Here is a 15782-nt window from a genome sequence, read left to right on the forward strand (position 1 = left end):
GATACACCGATGTGTGAAATGTAGGCAGAATGAGACTTGCAGCAGAGAAGAGGCAGAACGCTATCGCGGATATAAAAGGGAACGGAACAGACTGCTTGGGGAGCGGTACAGATGCAGCGAGACAGGCGCTCTGTGCAAATTAAAGAAATGTAACAAATATAAGATTTGCAGTAAGGCGGCAAAGAAGAATTACAAAGCATGGAGAGACGCCTATGACAAGAACTTAAAAAAGGAACTGGAAAAATTATCGGAAGGAGGAGTGTAGATGGAAGCAAAACTGACAGAAGTCCGGGATATGAATAAGCTTGCGCTTTCCCTGGATTTGGCGAAAGATGTGATTACGAAAGATTATCTGTATAAGCTGGGAGAGTATCAGGTCGCCGAGATGCCGGCAGAACTAAAGAAACTGGATATTGCCGAGTATACCAGGATATTTAGATTTACAAAAATGGTTACGGATAAAAAGGAGAGTGTGATTGATAAGCTGGTAACGGTCCTGAATGCGGCATACTCCTGCAATGCAACGGTCGTTACCTTGATTGTAGGGAGTAAAGACTGCACAGAATACTATTTAGGGGTGGTCAGTAAAGATATCAGCCAGGCGAATCAGGCAATCGAAACACAAGGCGAAATTTTGAAGGGAGTATTGACGGGCAACTTTCCTGGGTTAGAGATGACAGCAGTAAAAGGCGAGGCTAAGAAAAGGCTTTTGAACAACACATTTGTCTATAACTATATGACGGCTATTTCAGGAATCGCTTCTGTGAGGAATGAAAAGGAACATTCTTATGAGAAGTTTGTCCAGGGGATAGAGCATCTGGTGGACTCCCTTCAGGGACGGGAGTACAGCGTAGTCGTGGTGGCAGACCCGGTGGGTGCGCAGGAGATTGCGGATACAAAGCTGGGATATGAGACTCTCTATACCCAGTTATCGCCATTTTTAAAGACATCCGTCAGCTTTAATGAATCCGAATCGATTACGCTGACCAAGTCGCATACGGACGGCGTTACGGAATCGCTTGGAGAGAGTACGTCACTGACACAGAATTACTCGAAAACAAGCGGATGGAGTGAAAGCACAAGCCGTGGAACCAGCAGCAACAGGGATGCAGGGCGTTTGGCGGGCGCCATTGCCGGGGCGGGGATAACGGCTGCGGCAACGCTGATATCGGGGGGTGCTGCTGCCATTGCTGCAGTTGGAGCAGCCGCAGCCGGAGGCGCCGTGTCACAGGTGGTAGGCGGTCTGGTGGGTTCGTCGGGAAGGAATACGAATCAGACCGTGACGCAGACCGGCAGTACGACAGAATCATCGGGAAATACCCTCTCGAGGAATCTTTCCACATCTGTGCAGAAGAATGATAGCAGCAGTGAAGCAGAAGGGACAACCCAGGGAAAGACGCTTCAGTTTTCCAATGAAAATAAGACGGTGAAAAATCTCTTGGATACGATAGACAAGCAGATAGACAGGCTGAAAAAATGTGAATCCTATGGGGCGTTTCACTGCGCGACCTATGTCATTTCCTCTGACCCGGAAACCAATGCGATTGTGTCAAGTGGATATAATGCATTGATGCGGGGGGATAATTCTTCTTTGCAGGCGGCGTATATTAATAATTGGAGCGCATATGAAGCCAATGGAAGAAGGGTGAAGGCTTATCTTTCCAGGTTTTCGCATCCATTATTCCATAATCCGGCCAATGAGGATGTGGTGCTGAGCCCGGCGTCTATTTCTAATTCTTATGAATTGGCTGTAAATATGGGGCTGCCAAAGAAGTCAATCAATGGCCTGCCGGTGCTGGAAATGGCTTCATTCGGCAGGAATGTGTTCGAGACAAACGTATCTGAAGAAGTTAAGAGGCAGATAAAGCTGGGAGACATCTATCATATGGGGACGCGGCAGCAGGCGTCCGTATCTCTGAATCTGAAAAGTCTTGCCATGCATACCTTTGTAACGGGCTCTACAGGTTCCGGGAAATCGAATACAGTGTATCAGATGCTCAGGGAGCTGAATCGGCAGGGCGTACATTTTCTCGTGATTGAACCGGCAAAGGGGGAGTATAAGCATGTGTTTGGAAACGGCTGCGCGTCTGTGTATGGCACGAACCCTTATATTGCGCCGATGTTAAAGCTGAATCCTTTTCAGTTTCCTAAGGGGATTCATGTGCTGGAACACATAGACAGGCTGATCGAGATTTTCAACGTGTGCTGGCCGATGTATGCCGCAATGCCGGCCGTGCTGAAAGATTCGGTGGAGAGGGCTTACATAAGCGCCGGTTGGAACCTTGAAACGTCAGAGAATTCGTTTTCGGACGAGCTTTTCCCCACGTTTGCAGACGTATTGTTTGAGCTTAACCGAGTGGTGGAAGAATCGGCGTTTTCCCAGGAGGTGAAGGATAATTACGTAGGCTCCCTGGCAACGAGGATAAAGTCTCTTACAAACGGAATCTACGGGAGATTGTTTGGCAATGATGAATTAGGCGATGAAAAGCTTTTCGATGAAAATGTGATTGTTGACCTCAGCCGTGTCGGTTCTGTGGAGACGAAGTCGATGATTATGGGGATTCTGGTTATGCGGCTTTTGGAATACCGTATGACGTCTGGCGTGATGAATGGAGAGCTGAGCCATATTACGGTTCTGGAAGAAGCCCATAACCTGTTAAAGAAGACTTCGACAGAGCAGAGCAGCGAGTCGTCTAATTTATTGGGAAAATCGGTGGAAATGCTGGCGAATGCCATTGCGGAAGTCCGAACCTACGGAGAGGGGTTTGTGATTGCGGATCAGGCGCCGGGACTGTTGGATATGAGCGTTATCCGGAATACGAATACAAAGATTATTATGAGGCTGCCGGATGCCGAGGATAGAAACTTGGTTGGGAAAGCGGCGAATTTATCTGAGGATCAGATAAAGGAACTGGCGAAGATTCCAACGGGTGCAGCCGCCGTCTATCAGAATAACTGGCTGGAACCGGTGCTGTGTAAGGTTGCCTATGAAAAAACAGAAGGGACGTACCGCAATCAGGGATGTGGGCCGATGGTTTCGGACGACTCGAAGCGAAGGGTATTAAGCCGGCTGTTTGGCAAAGTGGCGGGCGAACGGTTTGACATGAATATGGAGGAGTTGATGAAAGAAGTGGTATCGGCTTCTCTTCCGTCCAGGATTAAGACGGACGTTATCCGGCTGATGAAAGTAAACGGCAGGGTGGATTTGGAGGATATCAGCGGAGTCGTTTATGATATGGTATGCACACCGGAGTCGGAAAAAGAAGCGGAGAATGCGGATTCAATGGAAGAGTGGAAGAATGCCCTGATTTATTCGGAAAATTCTTTTGTTGCAGATTTCGATGAAATGGTGCAAAATAGAATTGTAGAATGTATTTTACGAGAACAGATCGTCAGATATGACAGACCCGGAGAATATCTTGAAACTTGGCATCGATATTTGAAAGGGGAGGTGGTCTGATGAATCCGTTTAGCGAAGTAAAAGAATTGAAGAATCTGGTTTCAAGAGAAGTGGGAGAGAAGTTAAAGGCTTTTGAGAACAGTTTGAAGGAAATCGGGGAACCGAGGCATATACATACGATTCGGGAGGACTTGGAGGGACAGACGTATCCGGAGACAGACGTTTTGTATGTGAGACGTGTGCTTCGGGTAAATGGGGAGAGGGTAGAAGGAGTGTTTCCCCAGTTTGAAAGTAAATTTGACACGAGCCTGCCTAAGAGTCTGTGGAATGGGTCGGACATGGAACAGTTTAAGTATTGTACGGAGAGATTAAAAGAGCGTATTGAGCGGGACCCGGAGTTTGCGAAACAGTTCACGCCAAGGCAGCTGCAGCAGATTCGAGAGGGAGCGCCAAGGATATCGGGGCTGACATGGCATCACAGTGAGATACCGGGAAAGATGCAGTTGGTGAACGCCGAAACCCACGAGAAATGCAGGCACACAGGCGGAAGAAGTATATGGGGCGGCGGCTCAGGATGCAGGTAAGAGGAGTGTGAGGATATGAAATGGAATTATAAGATTGACCTGGCGGATAAGGATATTTTTGCTGTGATAGAGGGAGAGCGAGGGATTGTGATTCCGGAAGAGCTGAGGGCTTTGGTGAAGGAAGGGAACGGAGCTACGCCGGAGAAATACCGATTTATGCTGGGAACGTCAGAGAAGGTGTTGGGGGCGATCCTGTCTTTTAATAGGGAAGAAACGGATACGGACACGGTTTTTACTGCGTTGGAGGCGATAGAGGATCGGAAGTTGATGCCTTTTGCCATTGATGCCTTCGGGAATTATATCTGTCTTGATTTAGGAAAATGCGAAGTTGTTTTTTGGGACCATGAAACAGGAGATACATTTTCGACGGAAAAAGATGTGAAAATGTTTATGGAGAGTTTGTATTAAATCGGTTGTACGCCGGAACGGGAACTCGGGTGCGTCAAAGGAGTGAAAAGTAGTGGGCAGACGGGATAAAAGCAGGAGAATCTTAGACATTTACATGAGATTTTGTGAAGGAAAGGTGATTCATAAAAACGAGGAAGCACGGCGGTTCAGGGTTGGCGAGCGTTCCATCCAGCGCGACATCAACGATATCAGGGCATTTCTTGATGAGAAGAGAGTGGCGGATTCTTCCGATATCCGGGATATTGTCTATAACCGTGCCTTCCGGGGCTTTGTTATGACTGGGCTGGGGGATACAGTGATGTCCAACAGCGAGATTCTTGCTGTGAGCAAGATTTTGCTGGAAAGCCGGGCGTTTACAAAGGAAGAGGTTGGAAGGATTTTGGATAAGTTGGTGAACGGCTGTGCTCCGAGGGAGAATATGAAGCTGGTTGCCGATTTGATTTCAAACGAGAAGTTTCATTATGTTGAGATACATCATGAGTCTTATATTCAGGATAAACTGTGGGAGATTGGCTCCGAGATTGGGCAGTGTAATCTTCTGGAAATCGTTTATCAGAAACAGTCAATGAAAGAAGAGGCGGTTGTGCGGACGATTCAGCCGTTGGCGCTGCTTTTTTCCGAATACTATTTCTATTTGAACGCGTATATCGTAGAGCAGGACGAGAAGGGAGAGTATGTGCAGAAATACGACTATCCGGCGGTTTTCCGGATTGACAGAATTCAGGAATACCGGCGCATCGGCAGAAAATTTAAGATCCGATACAGGGACCGCTTTGAAGAAGGGGAGTTTCGCAAGCGCATACAGTTTATGTATATGGGACGGTTGGTCAAGCTGCAGTTTCGGTATACCGGAAACAGCCTTGCGTCCGTCTTAGACCGCCTGCCCACTGCGCAAGTTGTGTCAGAAGACGGGGAGGGGTGGATTGTTGAGGCGGAAGTCTATGGGCGGGGTGTGCTGATGTGGCTTCTGACTCAGGGGAGTATGGTGGAAGTGCTGCGTCCTAAGGAGATGCGGGAAGAGATGAAGAAGATGCTGACAGATATGCTTGGTAAATATACCCTTTGGGTATGAATAGAGAGTATAGATATAGAGTGGCTGCAGTAAAGGCAGTAGGAGTGAAATTATGGGAGAGGATTGGGTAAGACGGAAGGAAGAGAAGAGGGAGGGCAGGTTTCGCATGCCTGTCATAGTAAAAATTGCCGCGGGATTGCTGCTGCTCTGTATTCTATGCATAGTGGGCTATGTCGTCTACATGCAGGCAAATTACTACAGGATTGAGGATTATGCAGAGCTTGAGGTGGAGAATGGACAGAAGAAGACGCTGAAGACAGGAGAGACATACACTGCTGTAACCTACAATATCGGGTTCGGCGCATATGGACCGGACTATAGTTTCTTCATGGACACGGGCGAGATGGATGACGGAACCCCGACAACGGGAAAATATGGAAAGGCGATAAGCAAAGAGTCTGTGGAGGCGAATACGGAAGGCGCAGCGGGAGAGCTTGAGCAGTTACATGCGGATTTTATGCTGCTGCAGGAAGTTGACGTAGACGCAGACCGGAGTTACCATATCAACCAGATGGAGAAGCTGAAAAACCGTTTCCCAGATTACGGAAATGTTTTTGCATATAATTTTCATTCTGCATACTTATTCTACCCATTTTCTGATCCCCACGGAGCCGTGGACGCCGGGCTTTTGAATTTCAGCCGTTACCAGATCGGTGATGCAAAGCGCAGGAGCTACCCTGTGGACAATAGCTTTGTCACGAAATTTACTGATTTGGATCGGTGTTTTGCGGTGATGCGCCTTCCGGTAGAAGGAGGAAAAGAGCTGGTTCTTATCAACAGCCACATGTCTGCATATGACGAGGGCGGGCAGATCCGCGCGCAGCAGTTGGAGCTTTTGAACGCTGTAATGGAAGAAGAGTATCAGGCGGGGAATTATGTAATCGTGGGAGGAGATTTTAACCATGCGTTAGGGGAAGACGTGGCGGAAGGGTTCCCGGCAAAGCAGAAATTCCCGGCGTGGGTGTCTGTCCTTACGCAGGAGGAGATGGCGGATGGAATCTCTATCGTGCGTGCCAAGAATGAGCTTGAGACGCCGACTTGCCGCGGGGCAGATATCCCTTATACGAAAGGCGTGAATTATACGACGGTAGTGGATGGTTTTCTTGTGTCGGATAATGTGAAGGCGGCAGCGGAGAATATTGATACGGATTTCGGATACAGCGACCATAATCCGGTTTTGTTAAGGTTTGAATTGGTGGAGTAGGGCAGGAAAGTCATTAAAATGCAAGTGTTTAAGAAGAAAATTGCATTTACGACAAATAGAAACGGAAAGTATCGCTTAAAATGGATATAAAATGAAAGAAAATAGAAATAAAAATTCAAAAACATCTTGACTTTTTTTTTGATAGTCCTTAAAATAGCATATAGTTATTTTTGAATGAATCAAAGATATGGAAGACGGCGGCGCAAGCCGCCATAAAACAGGAGGGAGTTTTTGAATATGGCACCGTACAGCAAGTTAAGCAAAGAGAAGTTAAAGACTTTGAAAAGCGATCTTGAAAAGCAGTTCGAGGAGATCAAGAAAAAGGGGCTTCATCTGGACATGTCCCGCGGTAAGCCGTCCAAGGCGCAGTTGGATATTGGGATTGGGATGATGGACGTCCTGACCAGTGAGTCCGACCTGGTAAGTTCTGATGGAGTAGACTGTAGGAATTACGGCGTTCTTGATGGAATCAGCGATGCAAGGAAACTTCTAGCGGATTTATCGGAAGTACCGGAGCGCAGTGTCATTATCTATGGAAATTCCAGTCTGAACGTCATGTTCGATACGGTTTCCCGCGCCATGACCCACGGTTTCATGGGCAGTACGCCCTGGGCTAAGCTCGACCGGGTAAAATTCCTGTGCCCTGTGCCGGGGTATGACCGTCATTTTGCCATCACAGAATTCTTTGGGATAGAGATGATTAACGTACCGCTCCTTGAGACAGGACCGGATATGGATATGGTGGAAGAATTGGTTTCAAAGGATGCGTCCATCAAGGGAATCTGGTGTGTGCCGAAATACTCGAACCCTACAGGGATTTCCTATTCTGACGAGACGGTCAGGAGATTCGCAAGGCTTCAGCCTGCGGCGAAAGACTTCCGCATTTTCTGGGATAATGCGTATTCCATCCATCATCTGTATGACGATAAGCGGGTAGTCGTGCTGGAACTGCTGAACGAGTGCATTAAAGTCGGGAATCCGGATATTGTGATAAAATTTATTTCTACGTCGAAGGTGTCCTTCCCAGGCTCCGGAATTGCGGCGTTAGCAGCGTCAAGGGGCAATCTTGAGGACGCAAGGCGTTATATGAAATACCAGACCATCGGGCATGATAAGCTGAACCAGCTCCGCCATGTGCGGTATTTCAAGGATATGCTGGGAGTCTACGAGCATATGAGAGAACATGCGGCAATCCTCCGCCCGAAATTCGAGAAGGTAGACGAAGTCTTGACGAAGGAACTTGGCGGCCTTGGCATCGGGACATGGACGAAGCCGTTGGGCGGATATTTTATCTCCTTTGACTCTATGGAAGGATGTGCGAAGGCCATCGTGGCAAAGGCGAAAGAGGCTGGGCTTGTGATGACGGACGCCGGAGCGACCTATCCGTATGGTAAGGACCCGAAAGACAGCAATATCCGTATTGCACCGTCCTTCCCGACTGTGGAGGAATTAGAGATTGCTTCTAAGATATTCGTTCTCAGCGTGAAGCTGGTGAGCATTGAGAAACTGCTGAACGCATAATTTTATAACACGCTCTGGGAGGGGAGGGCAAATAATGAAGAAGCAGAGAACTATTTTTTATATTTTAATGTTTTTGCCCGCGCCTGTAACCCTGGTTTCATTGTTGTTTTTGCCAGACCAGATTCCTGCCCATTATGGTTTTGATAATCAAGTAACCCGCTGGGGCAGTAAATACGAAACACTCATTTTTCCAGTCATTACAATTATATTTGGGTTGATTATGCTTGAGTGTTCAAAAGTTTCTTCTAAATCAGGAGAAAAAACAGGGGAAAACAATGAAAAAGCCTGTATAACGGCAGGTATTTTTTCGCTTTTGATTTTCAATGCCATGACAGGTTATTTCCTATATACGGATTTTAATAAAGTGGAGAATTTGTCCTCTGTTCCCGTTGATATATTTCAACTTATTTTCAGTCTTTTAGGTATATTCATGATTGTCATTGGAAGTATTATGCCGAAACTTCAAAAGAATTCCGTTATCGGGCTGAGAACTCATTGGAGTATGAAAAACGAGATAACGTGGAAGAAAAGCCAACGGTTTGGCGGGAATTTATTTATCATAGCCGGAATCCTTACGATATTGGTCTGCTGTTTTACAAAAGGGATTGCCTGCTATCTGTGGTGGATGGGCATCTTGCTTGTCTCCCTCCCCATTGATATTTATTACACTTATAAGGTCGCAAAAAAATATTAATGATAGTAAAAATACCGATAAAACCCTACAATATGGGAGATATCGGTATTTTTCCATTTATTTTGGAAATCGTCCGTAAACATCCGGCGTAACCGGGGTGGAGAGTTTTACCCGAACAACGGCGTTGAAAAATATCTCTCCGCCGTATCCGGAAGAAGGGTCACGACCGTCTTCCCTTTCCCAAGCTTTTTCGCAAGCTTCAAGGCGGCGGCTACGTTCGTGCCGCTGGAAATCCCGCACATCAGCCCTTCCAGCCTTGCGAGGTCCTTCGCAGTCTGTAAGGCTTCTTCATCTGTAACAATCACGATGTCCTCATAGATATTCTGGTTCAGCACCTTAGGAATTACGCCGTCGCCGATTCCCATCTGGATATGCGTCCCCACATGTTCGCCCGAGAGAATTGCCGCATGTTCCGGCTCAATCGCCCAGATGGTAATATCCGGGTTGGCGGCTTTCAGTGTCTCACCGATGCCGGTGATTGTCCCGCCGGTTCCAATCCCGGAGCAGAACCCGTCGATGGGACCGTCCACCTGCCCTAAAATCTCTTGTCCTGTCTGCTCTCTATGTGCCGCCGGGTTTGCCTCATTCTCGAACTGCTGCGGCACGAACACTCTGGGATTCTCTGCCGCCATACGGTTAGCGGTCTTTACGCATTCATTGATACATTCCCCAATATTCCCGGCGTCGTGTACCAGAACCACCTTTGCGCCGTAATGCTCTACGAGAAAACGTCTCTCCTGGCTTACAGAATCCGGCATGATGATGACCGTCTCATACCCCTTCACTGCCCCGACAAGGGCAAGCCCGATTCCCTGATTGCCGCTGGTTGGTTCTACGATGATAGAGTCCTCTGTTAAAATACCGTCTTCTTCCGCCTTGCGGATCATGCTGTCTGCCGTCCTTGTCTTGACGGAGCCGCCCACGTTCAGTCCCTCGAACTTCACCAGAATCCGGGCAGAATCCGGTCCTGCCATTCGGTTTAGCTGGATAATGGGTGTATGTCCCATTGCTTCTAACACATTATTATAAATCATATAAATATACCTCAACTTTCATTTTTGATGCAATCTTATGCAATCCTGTGGATATTCTGCATCAATTTTATTATACTAGAGAAAAAATGCTGTGTACAGTAGAATATGCGCAGAATTACGGAGGTGTTATAAAATCCGCCTATTTTAAAGTTTTCCTACGGCAAAGAGGTGGGTTCCTGGCAGCTGCAGGCTGAACTGTTACGTTTATTCTGTAATAATGTGGAATAAAATATTGACGTACAGAAAATTGTACGGTACAATATAAGTACGGAAAACTGTACTTATAATTTGGAGGTGATTGCTATGTTGGCAGTAAATTATACAAATCTTCGTGATAATATGAAAATGTATATGGATAAAGTAACAGACGATTATGAAACTATGATTGTTACAAGAAAAGATAATAAGAATGTGGTTATGATATCAGAAGAATCATATAACAATCTTATGGAAAATATTTATGTTATGGGAAATAAAGAAAATTACGACTGGTTAATGAAAGGGAAAGCACAGTTAGAGAGTGGGCAATGTGCTATTCATGAACTGTTTGAGGCGGAAGATAATGAATAAGGTATTTGCTGATACTGGTTGGGAAGATTATGTGTATTGGCAGACAGAAGACCGTAAAACTTTGAAAAAGATTAATCAGTTAATCAATGACATTGTTAGGAATGGTAATGATGGAATTGGAAAGCCGGAGCCATTAAGTGGAAACTTAGCCGGATTTTGGAGTCGGCGCATCAATGATAAAGACAGGTTGATTTATAGAATAGATAAATATAACATATATATTTTGGCGTGTCGGTATCATTATGGAGATAAATAGACTGAAAAATTGCCAAGAAGGACTTGCATTTCCATTCTGCTTATGATAAAATATCATAGCGAATGGAAGTAGGTCTTTTTTTTATGCCTAAATATTTGGGTAGCCTCGCAAGCTACCAAGTAACACGTCAATGCAAAAACGTAAAGCGAGGTGGAAGTTGTGCGTACAAGAATCACATTGGAATGTACAGAATGCAAGCAGCGTAACTACAACATGACGAAGGATAAGAAATCACATCCGGAGCGTATGGAGACGAAGAAGTATTGCAAGTTCTGCAAATCACACACATTGCATAAGGAAACGAAGTAGTCGCCGTAAAGGAGTGGTTGTCATGAGCGAAAAGACGCAGAAGAAAAGCTGGTTCAAGGGTCTTAACAGAGAATTCAAGAAAGTCATTTGGCCAGACAAGATGACAGTAGCAAAACAGACGGCAGCAGTTGTTTCCGTATCCGTAATATTGGGAGCGATCATTGCAATCGTTGACTTTATCGCCCAGTACGGAGTAGATTTATTGGTAAGATAGACTGATAATCTGCAGGCAAGAAAGGTGAGTTTATGTCAGAGGCAAAATGGTACGTAGTGCATACCTATTCCGGGTATGAGAACAAAGTAAAAGCCAACATTGATAAGACGATTGAGAACAGGCATCTGGAAGAGCAGATCCTTGAGGTACGGGTTCCGATGCAGGACGTCGTGGAACTTAAAAACGGCGTCCAGAAGGCGGCGCAGAAGAAGATGTTTCCCGGTTATGTGCTGATTCATATGATTATGAACGACGACACGTGGTATGTGGTGCGGAACACCAGAGGCGTCACCGGCTTTGTCGGTCCAGGCTCTAAGCCGATTCCGCTTACGGATGCGGAGATGGCTCCCTTGGGAATCCGTCAGGAGAATATTCTGGTGGATTTTGCGGAGGGCGATACGGTCCGGGTAATTGCCGGGGCGTGGGCGGAGACCGTAGGAGTCATTCAGGCTATGAACGTGCCCAAGCAGAGTCTTACAATCAATGTTGAACTGTTCGGCCGCGAGACACCGGTTGAGATCAGTTTCTCAGAAGTTAAAAAGTTGTAAATCAAAAACAGTGGGAGGGATCCATTTCCCGACATCACCACAAGGAGGTAATTGAGATGGCAAAAAAAGTAGAAGGTTACATTAAGTTGCAGATTCCTGCCGGAAAGGCAACTCCGGCTCCACCGGTTGGCCCGGCTCTTGGTCAGCATGGTGTGAATATCGTTGAGTTTACAAAGCAGTTCAACGCAAGGACGGCAGATCAGGGAGATCTGATCATCCCTGTAGTTATCACCGTTTACAGTGACAGAAGTTTCAGCTTCATTACCAAGACACCGCCGGCAGCGGTTTTAATCAAGAAGGCATGCAACATTAAGTCTGGTTCAGGCGTTCCGAACAAGACGAAGGTTGCAACAATTACGCAGGCTCAGTTGAGAGAGATTGCGGAGACGAAGATGCCGGATCTGAACGCGGCGACCGTTGAGGCGGCTATGAGCATGGTGGCAGGTACTTGCCGAAGCATGGGTGTAAAGGTAGAAGAGGCGTAGGACATTTGATAAATGTAAACGAGTAAGTGGGAGGGTTATCCCGACATTACCACAAGGAGGTTATTTAGATGAAAAGAGGAAAGAAATATGTTGAAGCTGCAAAAGCGATTGACAGAGGAACACTCTACGACGTTGCGGATGCGGTATCATTAGTTAAGAAGACTGCAGTTGCAAAATTCGATGAGACAATCGAGGCTCATATCAGAACCGGATGTGACGGACGTCACGCTGACCAGCAGATCCGTGGCGCGGTCGTACTTCCCCACGGAACCGGCAAGAAGGTACGTATCCTGGTATTTGCGAAGGACGCCAAGGCTGAGGAGGCGAAGGCAGCCGGAGCAGATTATGTTGGAGGAGACGAACTGATTCCTAAGATTCAGAATGAAAACTGGTTTGAGTTCGACGTAGTCGTTGCTACGCCGGATATGATGGGTATCGTTGGACGTCTTGGACGTATTCTCGGACCAAAAGGCCTGATGCCGAACCCCAAGGCTGGTACGGTAACGATGGACGTTACGAAGGCAATCAAGGATATCAAAGCCGGTAAGATTGAGTACAGACTTGACAAGACGAACATTATCCATGTGCCGTTAGGAAAAGCATCCTTTACGGAGGAGCAGATTACGGACAACTTCCAGACGCTTATTGACGCAATCGTTAAGGCAAGACCGGCGGCAGTAAAGGGTCAGTTCTTACGGAGCGTGACGCTTACTTCCACAATGGGGCCTGGCGTAAAGATTAATCCGATGAAATTGGTTTAATCATTTCCGCCGATTGAATCAGATATAGAAATGTGAAGCCGCACCTGTAGTTTCTCACGGGTGCGGCTGTTTTTGTGGAAATCTACTCTTGTATATTTTCCTTTTTTGTATTATGATAATAACAGGCTGGATTCATGTCCAAGCCTATATACTAAAAAAGGAGGGTACATACTATGGCACACGTAATTAGTGATGAATGTGTAAGCTGTGGAGCATGCGAGGCTGAATGTCCGGTTGGCGCAATTTCTCAGGGGGCAGATCATTATGAGATTGATGCTGACGCTTGTGTTGATTGCGGCGCATGTGCAGCTCAGTGTCCTACAGGAGCAATCTCTCAGGGCTAGTATCGAATATAACTAGCCATTATGCAATTATCCGTTGTACCGGGATTGTGAAGGAACCGCCGGCGGGTTACTCTCAGTTCCGTTATACACCGGCAATGAAAAGATACGAAAAAAGCACTGCATATTCTGTGAAAAGAGATGCCGTGCTTTTTTTGCGTTCCTGACACCGTTTTACTTGTTTCGCAGAAGCACCGTGTTATGATAATTGGGACAAGTTTTTGATAAGGGGGTAAGACCATGAGCAGTAACGCATTAGAACAGTTGAAGAGGGAGACCAAGGATGATGCGAGGCTTTTCGGCTGCATCAAAGAACTATACGAACAGGGAGTCCCGTTCTCTGAGTTAAAGGCATTGATTCCGGATTTGAGGAGGACGCGGGACCAGTTACATATGAAACGGATGCTGGAGAATAACAACGAAGTCCTGCTGTCCATGATTACGAAAGAGATGTCATTCATGCTGGATGCCAAAGAACGGCGGGAAGAAGAGTCCTTCCGCAGATTGGACCAGCTCATCCGTCAGCAGCAATCCTATCGGAAGAGCGCGGCGGAGACTGGTCCAATCGAAAAATTAAAAAGATTCTTCCTGCCTGCTTAGGTTGGCGAACTTGGTGTATTCGCCCAGCCAAGCCAGATTAACGGTCCCTACAGGACCGTTTCTTTGTTTTGCAATGATAATCTCAGCCTGTTTCTTGAATTCCGAGTCTTTGTTATAATACTCATCCCGGTAAATAAACATGACGACGTCCGCATCCTGCTCAATCGCCCCGGATTCACGCAGGTCGGAGAGCATGGGACGCTTGTCCGGGCGGCTTTCTACCGCACGGCTTAGCTGGGACAGCGTGACTACAGGTACGTTCAATTCCCTTGCAAGCCCTTTTAAGGAACGGGAAATCTCAGATACTTCCTGCTGTCTGGATTCCTGGCTTCTTCCCACGCCTCCGGTCATCAGCTGCAGATAGTCGATGATGATGACATCCAGACCATGCTCCAGCTTATATTTCCTGCACTTGGAACGTAGTTCCGAGATAGAGATTCCCGGCGTGTCGTCGATAATCAGGCGGGATTTGCCGATGATTCCGGCGCCCTCAATCAGTTTCTCCCAGTCGGAATCCTTCATGTTGCCAGTCCTAAGCGCCTGGGCGTCTACCTGGGATTCCAGAGAGAACAGACGGTTTACAAGCTGTTCCTTGGACATCTCAAGGCTGAAGATGGCAACACTTTTGTCCTTCTTAAAGGCAATATACTGGGCAATGTTCAGGACAAAAGCGGTCTTCCCCATGGAAGGCCTTGCCGCTATAAGGACAAGGTCTGAGGGCTGCAGCCCGGAGAGCTTGTAGTCCAGGTCTATGAACCCTGTGGGAATACCTGTGACGGTTCCTTTGTTCTTGGACGCTTTCTCGATTCTTTCCAGTGCATTTAAAACCACCTGCTTTATGGGTACAAATTCACTGGAGTTGCGTCTCTGTAATAATTCAAAGACGGATTTCTCCGTCTTTTCCAGTACCGCCTCCAGAGAGTCATTGCCGGCATAACAGATGTTGGCGATCTCTTCGTTCAGGCGGATTAACTTGCGCATGACCGATTTGTCTGCGACAATCTGCGCATAATATTTTACGTTTGCCGAGGTCGATACCATGTTCAGAAGATCACGGACAAACTCAAGGCTTGAAATCTCAGCAGGAACGTCCTTTGAACGCAGACGCTCCTGTAATGTAATCAGGTCTACCGGCTGTCCTTCGTTGAACAGCTCCACCATGGAGTCAAATACGACGCCATAGGCGCTCTGGTAGAAATCGCTGCCGCTGATGATTTCGGAAGATGTGGTGATGGCGTCCCGGTCCATCAGCATAGCGCCGACGACAGACTGCTCTGCCTCGATGCTGTGGGGCATTACCCGCTTAATAAGCGCCTCTTCCATATATGAACTCCTTACTCTTCGCTTACAATTACTTTCAACTCTACGGTAACTTTCGGATGCAGCTTAATCGGCACATTGTGGGTTCCCAGGGTCTTGATTGCTTCCTTGAGCTGAATCTTCTTCTTGTCTACGTCCAGCCCCATCTGCTCCTTCACTTCTGCGGCAATCTCTTTCGATGCGATAGAGCCGAAGGCCTTGCCGCCTTCGCCGGTCTTAATGGACATCTCCACTTTTCCGGCTTCAATCTTCTTCCCAAGCTCCATGGCCGCCTCGTACTGTTCCTGCGCCAGTTTATCATCGTTGGCTTTCTTGAGTTTCAGGTCGTTTAAGTTCTTGCTGTTCGCTTCTAGGCCCTTTTTCTTCTTGAGGATGAAATTCCTGGCGTATCCGTCGCTTACCTCTACAATCTCACCCTTTTTCCCAAGGGATTTTACGTCTTCTGTCAATATTACTTTCAT

The 15782-nt window shown here is 47.0% G+C and carries 20 protein-coding genes; 17 read left to right on the forward strand and 3 right to left on the reverse strand.

The window, feature by feature from the left end; all coding sequences use genetic code 11:
- The first annotated feature begins 13 nt into the window (after positions 1-13).
- The 8 genes from AC6I3O_RS02875 (at position 14) to AC6I3O_RS02910 (ending at position 8883) form a co-directional block, all read left to right on the forward strand.
- On the forward strand, positions 14-265 hold the full coding sequence (locus tag AC6I3O_RS02875) for a hypothetical protein (protein WP_497849634.1): 252 nt from the start codon (positions 14-16) through the stop codon (positions 263-265).
- Positions 266-3460 (forward strand): ATP-binding protein, encoded by a 3195-nt coding sequence (locus AC6I3O_RS02880; RefSeq protein WP_497849635.1) that lies wholly within the window; start codon positions 266-268, stop codon positions 3458-3460.
- Positions 3460-3984: an HNH endonuclease gene (locus AC6I3O_RS02885; protein ID WP_497849636.1), complete on the forward strand. Its 525-nt coding sequence runs from the start codon at positions 3460-3462 to the stop codon at positions 3982-3984. Before AC6I3O_RS02880 ends, AC6I3O_RS02885 begins: the two co-directional genes overlap by 1 nt.
- Before the next feature lie 15 nt (positions 3985-3999).
- Entirely contained in the window at positions 4000-4392 is a 393-nt protein-coding gene (locus AC6I3O_RS02890; protein ID WP_497849637.1) for an SMI1/KNR4 family protein, read from the forward strand.
- 52 nt (positions 4393-4444) lie between these two features.
- Positions 4445-5464, forward strand: coding sequence for a helix-turn-helix transcriptional regulator (locus tag AC6I3O_RS02895; protein WP_497849638.1), 1020 nt, complete (start codon positions 4445-4447; stop codon positions 5462-5464).
- A gap of 52 nt (positions 5465-5516) precedes the next feature.
- Entirely contained in the window at positions 5517-6668 is a 1152-nt protein-coding gene (locus AC6I3O_RS02900) for an endonuclease/exonuclease/phosphatase family protein (protein ID WP_497849639.1), read from the forward strand.
- A 237-nt stretch (positions 6669-6905) separates the two neighbouring features.
- Positions 6906-8189, forward strand: coding sequence for an aspartate aminotransferase type Ic (locus tag AC6I3O_RS02905; RefSeq protein WP_497853409.1), 1284 nt, complete (start codon positions 6906-6908; stop codon positions 8187-8189).
- A 34-nt stretch (positions 8190-8223) separates the two neighbouring features.
- A complete protein-coding gene (locus tag AC6I3O_RS02910) occupies positions 8224-8883 on the forward strand; it encodes an SdpI family protein (RefSeq protein ID WP_497849640.1) in 660 nt (219 codons plus the stop codon).
- Positions 8884-8990: 107 nt separating this feature from the next.
- Here the strand turns inward: AC6I3O_RS02910 and cysK are convergent, their stop codons facing one another.
- Entirely contained in the window at positions 8991-9917 is a 927-nt protein-coding gene (gene cysK / locus AC6I3O_RS02915) for a cysteine synthase A (RefSeq protein WP_497849641.1), read from the reverse strand.
- A gap of 303 nt (positions 9918-10220) precedes the next feature.
- Between cysK and AC6I3O_RS02920 the strand changes: the two genes are divergently transcribed.
- The 9 genes from AC6I3O_RS02920 to AC6I3O_RS02960 all read left to right on the forward strand — a co-directional run bounded on the left by AC6I3O_RS02920 (position 10221) and on the right by AC6I3O_RS02960 (position 14001).
- Positions 10221-10487, forward strand: coding sequence for a type II toxin-antitoxin system Phd/YefM family antitoxin (locus AC6I3O_RS02920; protein WP_497849642.1), 267 nt, complete (start codon positions 10221-10223; stop codon positions 10485-10487).
- Complete coding sequence (locus AC6I3O_RS02925; protein ID WP_497849643.1) at positions 10480-10743, forward strand: Txe/YoeB family addiction module toxin; 264 nt, start codon at positions 10480-10482, stop codon at positions 10741-10743. Before AC6I3O_RS02920 ends, AC6I3O_RS02925 begins: the two co-directional genes overlap by 8 nt.
- 159 nt (positions 10744-10902) lie before the next feature.
- Complete coding sequence (gene rpmG, locus AC6I3O_RS02930; protein WP_008976735.1) at positions 10903-11052, forward strand: 50S ribosomal protein L33; 150 nt, start codon at positions 10903-10905, stop codon at positions 11050-11052.
- A gap of 22 nt (positions 11053-11074) precedes the next feature.
- Positions 11075-11266: a preprotein translocase subunit SecE gene (gene secE, locus AC6I3O_RS02935; protein WP_497849644.1), complete on the forward strand. Its 192-nt coding sequence runs from the start codon at positions 11075-11077 to the stop codon at positions 11264-11266.
- A 32-nt stretch (positions 11267-11298) separates the two neighbouring features.
- Complete coding sequence (gene nusG / locus AC6I3O_RS02940; RefSeq protein ID WP_497849645.1) at positions 11299-11814, forward strand: transcription termination/antitermination protein NusG; 516 nt, start codon at positions 11299-11301, stop codon at positions 11812-11814.
- Between the two features lie 56 nt (positions 11815-11870).
- Positions 11871-12299 (forward strand): 50S ribosomal protein L11, encoded by a 429-nt coding sequence (gene rplK / locus AC6I3O_RS02945; RefSeq protein ID WP_159750070.1) that lies wholly within the window; start codon positions 11871-11873, stop codon positions 12297-12299.
- A 68-nt stretch (positions 12300-12367) separates the two neighbouring features.
- Positions 12368-13060, forward strand: a complete 693-nt coding sequence (gene rplA, locus AC6I3O_RS02950; protein WP_497849646.1) for a 50S ribosomal protein L1 — start codon at positions 12368-12370, stop codon at positions 13058-13060.
- Positions 13061-13233: 173 nt separating this feature from the next.
- Complete coding sequence (gene fdxA, locus AC6I3O_RS02955; protein ID WP_022319077.1) at positions 13234-13404, forward strand: 4Fe-4S ferredoxin; 171 nt, start codon at positions 13234-13236, stop codon at positions 13402-13404.
- Between the two features lie 237 nt (positions 13405-13641).
- A complete protein-coding gene (locus tag AC6I3O_RS02960) occupies positions 13642-14001 on the forward strand; it encodes a hypothetical protein (protein WP_497849647.1) in 360 nt (119 codons plus the stop codon).
- On the opposite strand, the gene dnaB is transcribed toward AC6I3O_RS02960, so the two are convergent.
- Positions 13975-15324 (reverse strand): replicative DNA helicase, encoded by a 1350-nt coding sequence (gene dnaB / locus AC6I3O_RS02965; protein ID WP_497849648.1) that lies wholly within the window; start codon positions 15322-15324, stop codon positions 13975-13977. The genes AC6I3O_RS02960 and dnaB overlap by 27 nt on opposite strands.
- An 11-nt stretch (positions 15325-15335) precedes the next feature.
- Positions 15336-15782 carry a 50S ribosomal protein L9 gene (gene rplI, locus AC6I3O_RS02970; RefSeq protein ID WP_497849649.1) on the reverse strand — a complete coding sequence of 149 codons (447 nt, stop codon included), beginning with the start codon at positions 15780-15782 and terminating at the stop codon, positions 15336-15338.

It is taken from the genome of Sporofaciens sp. St.21A7, from assembly GCF_059728535.1.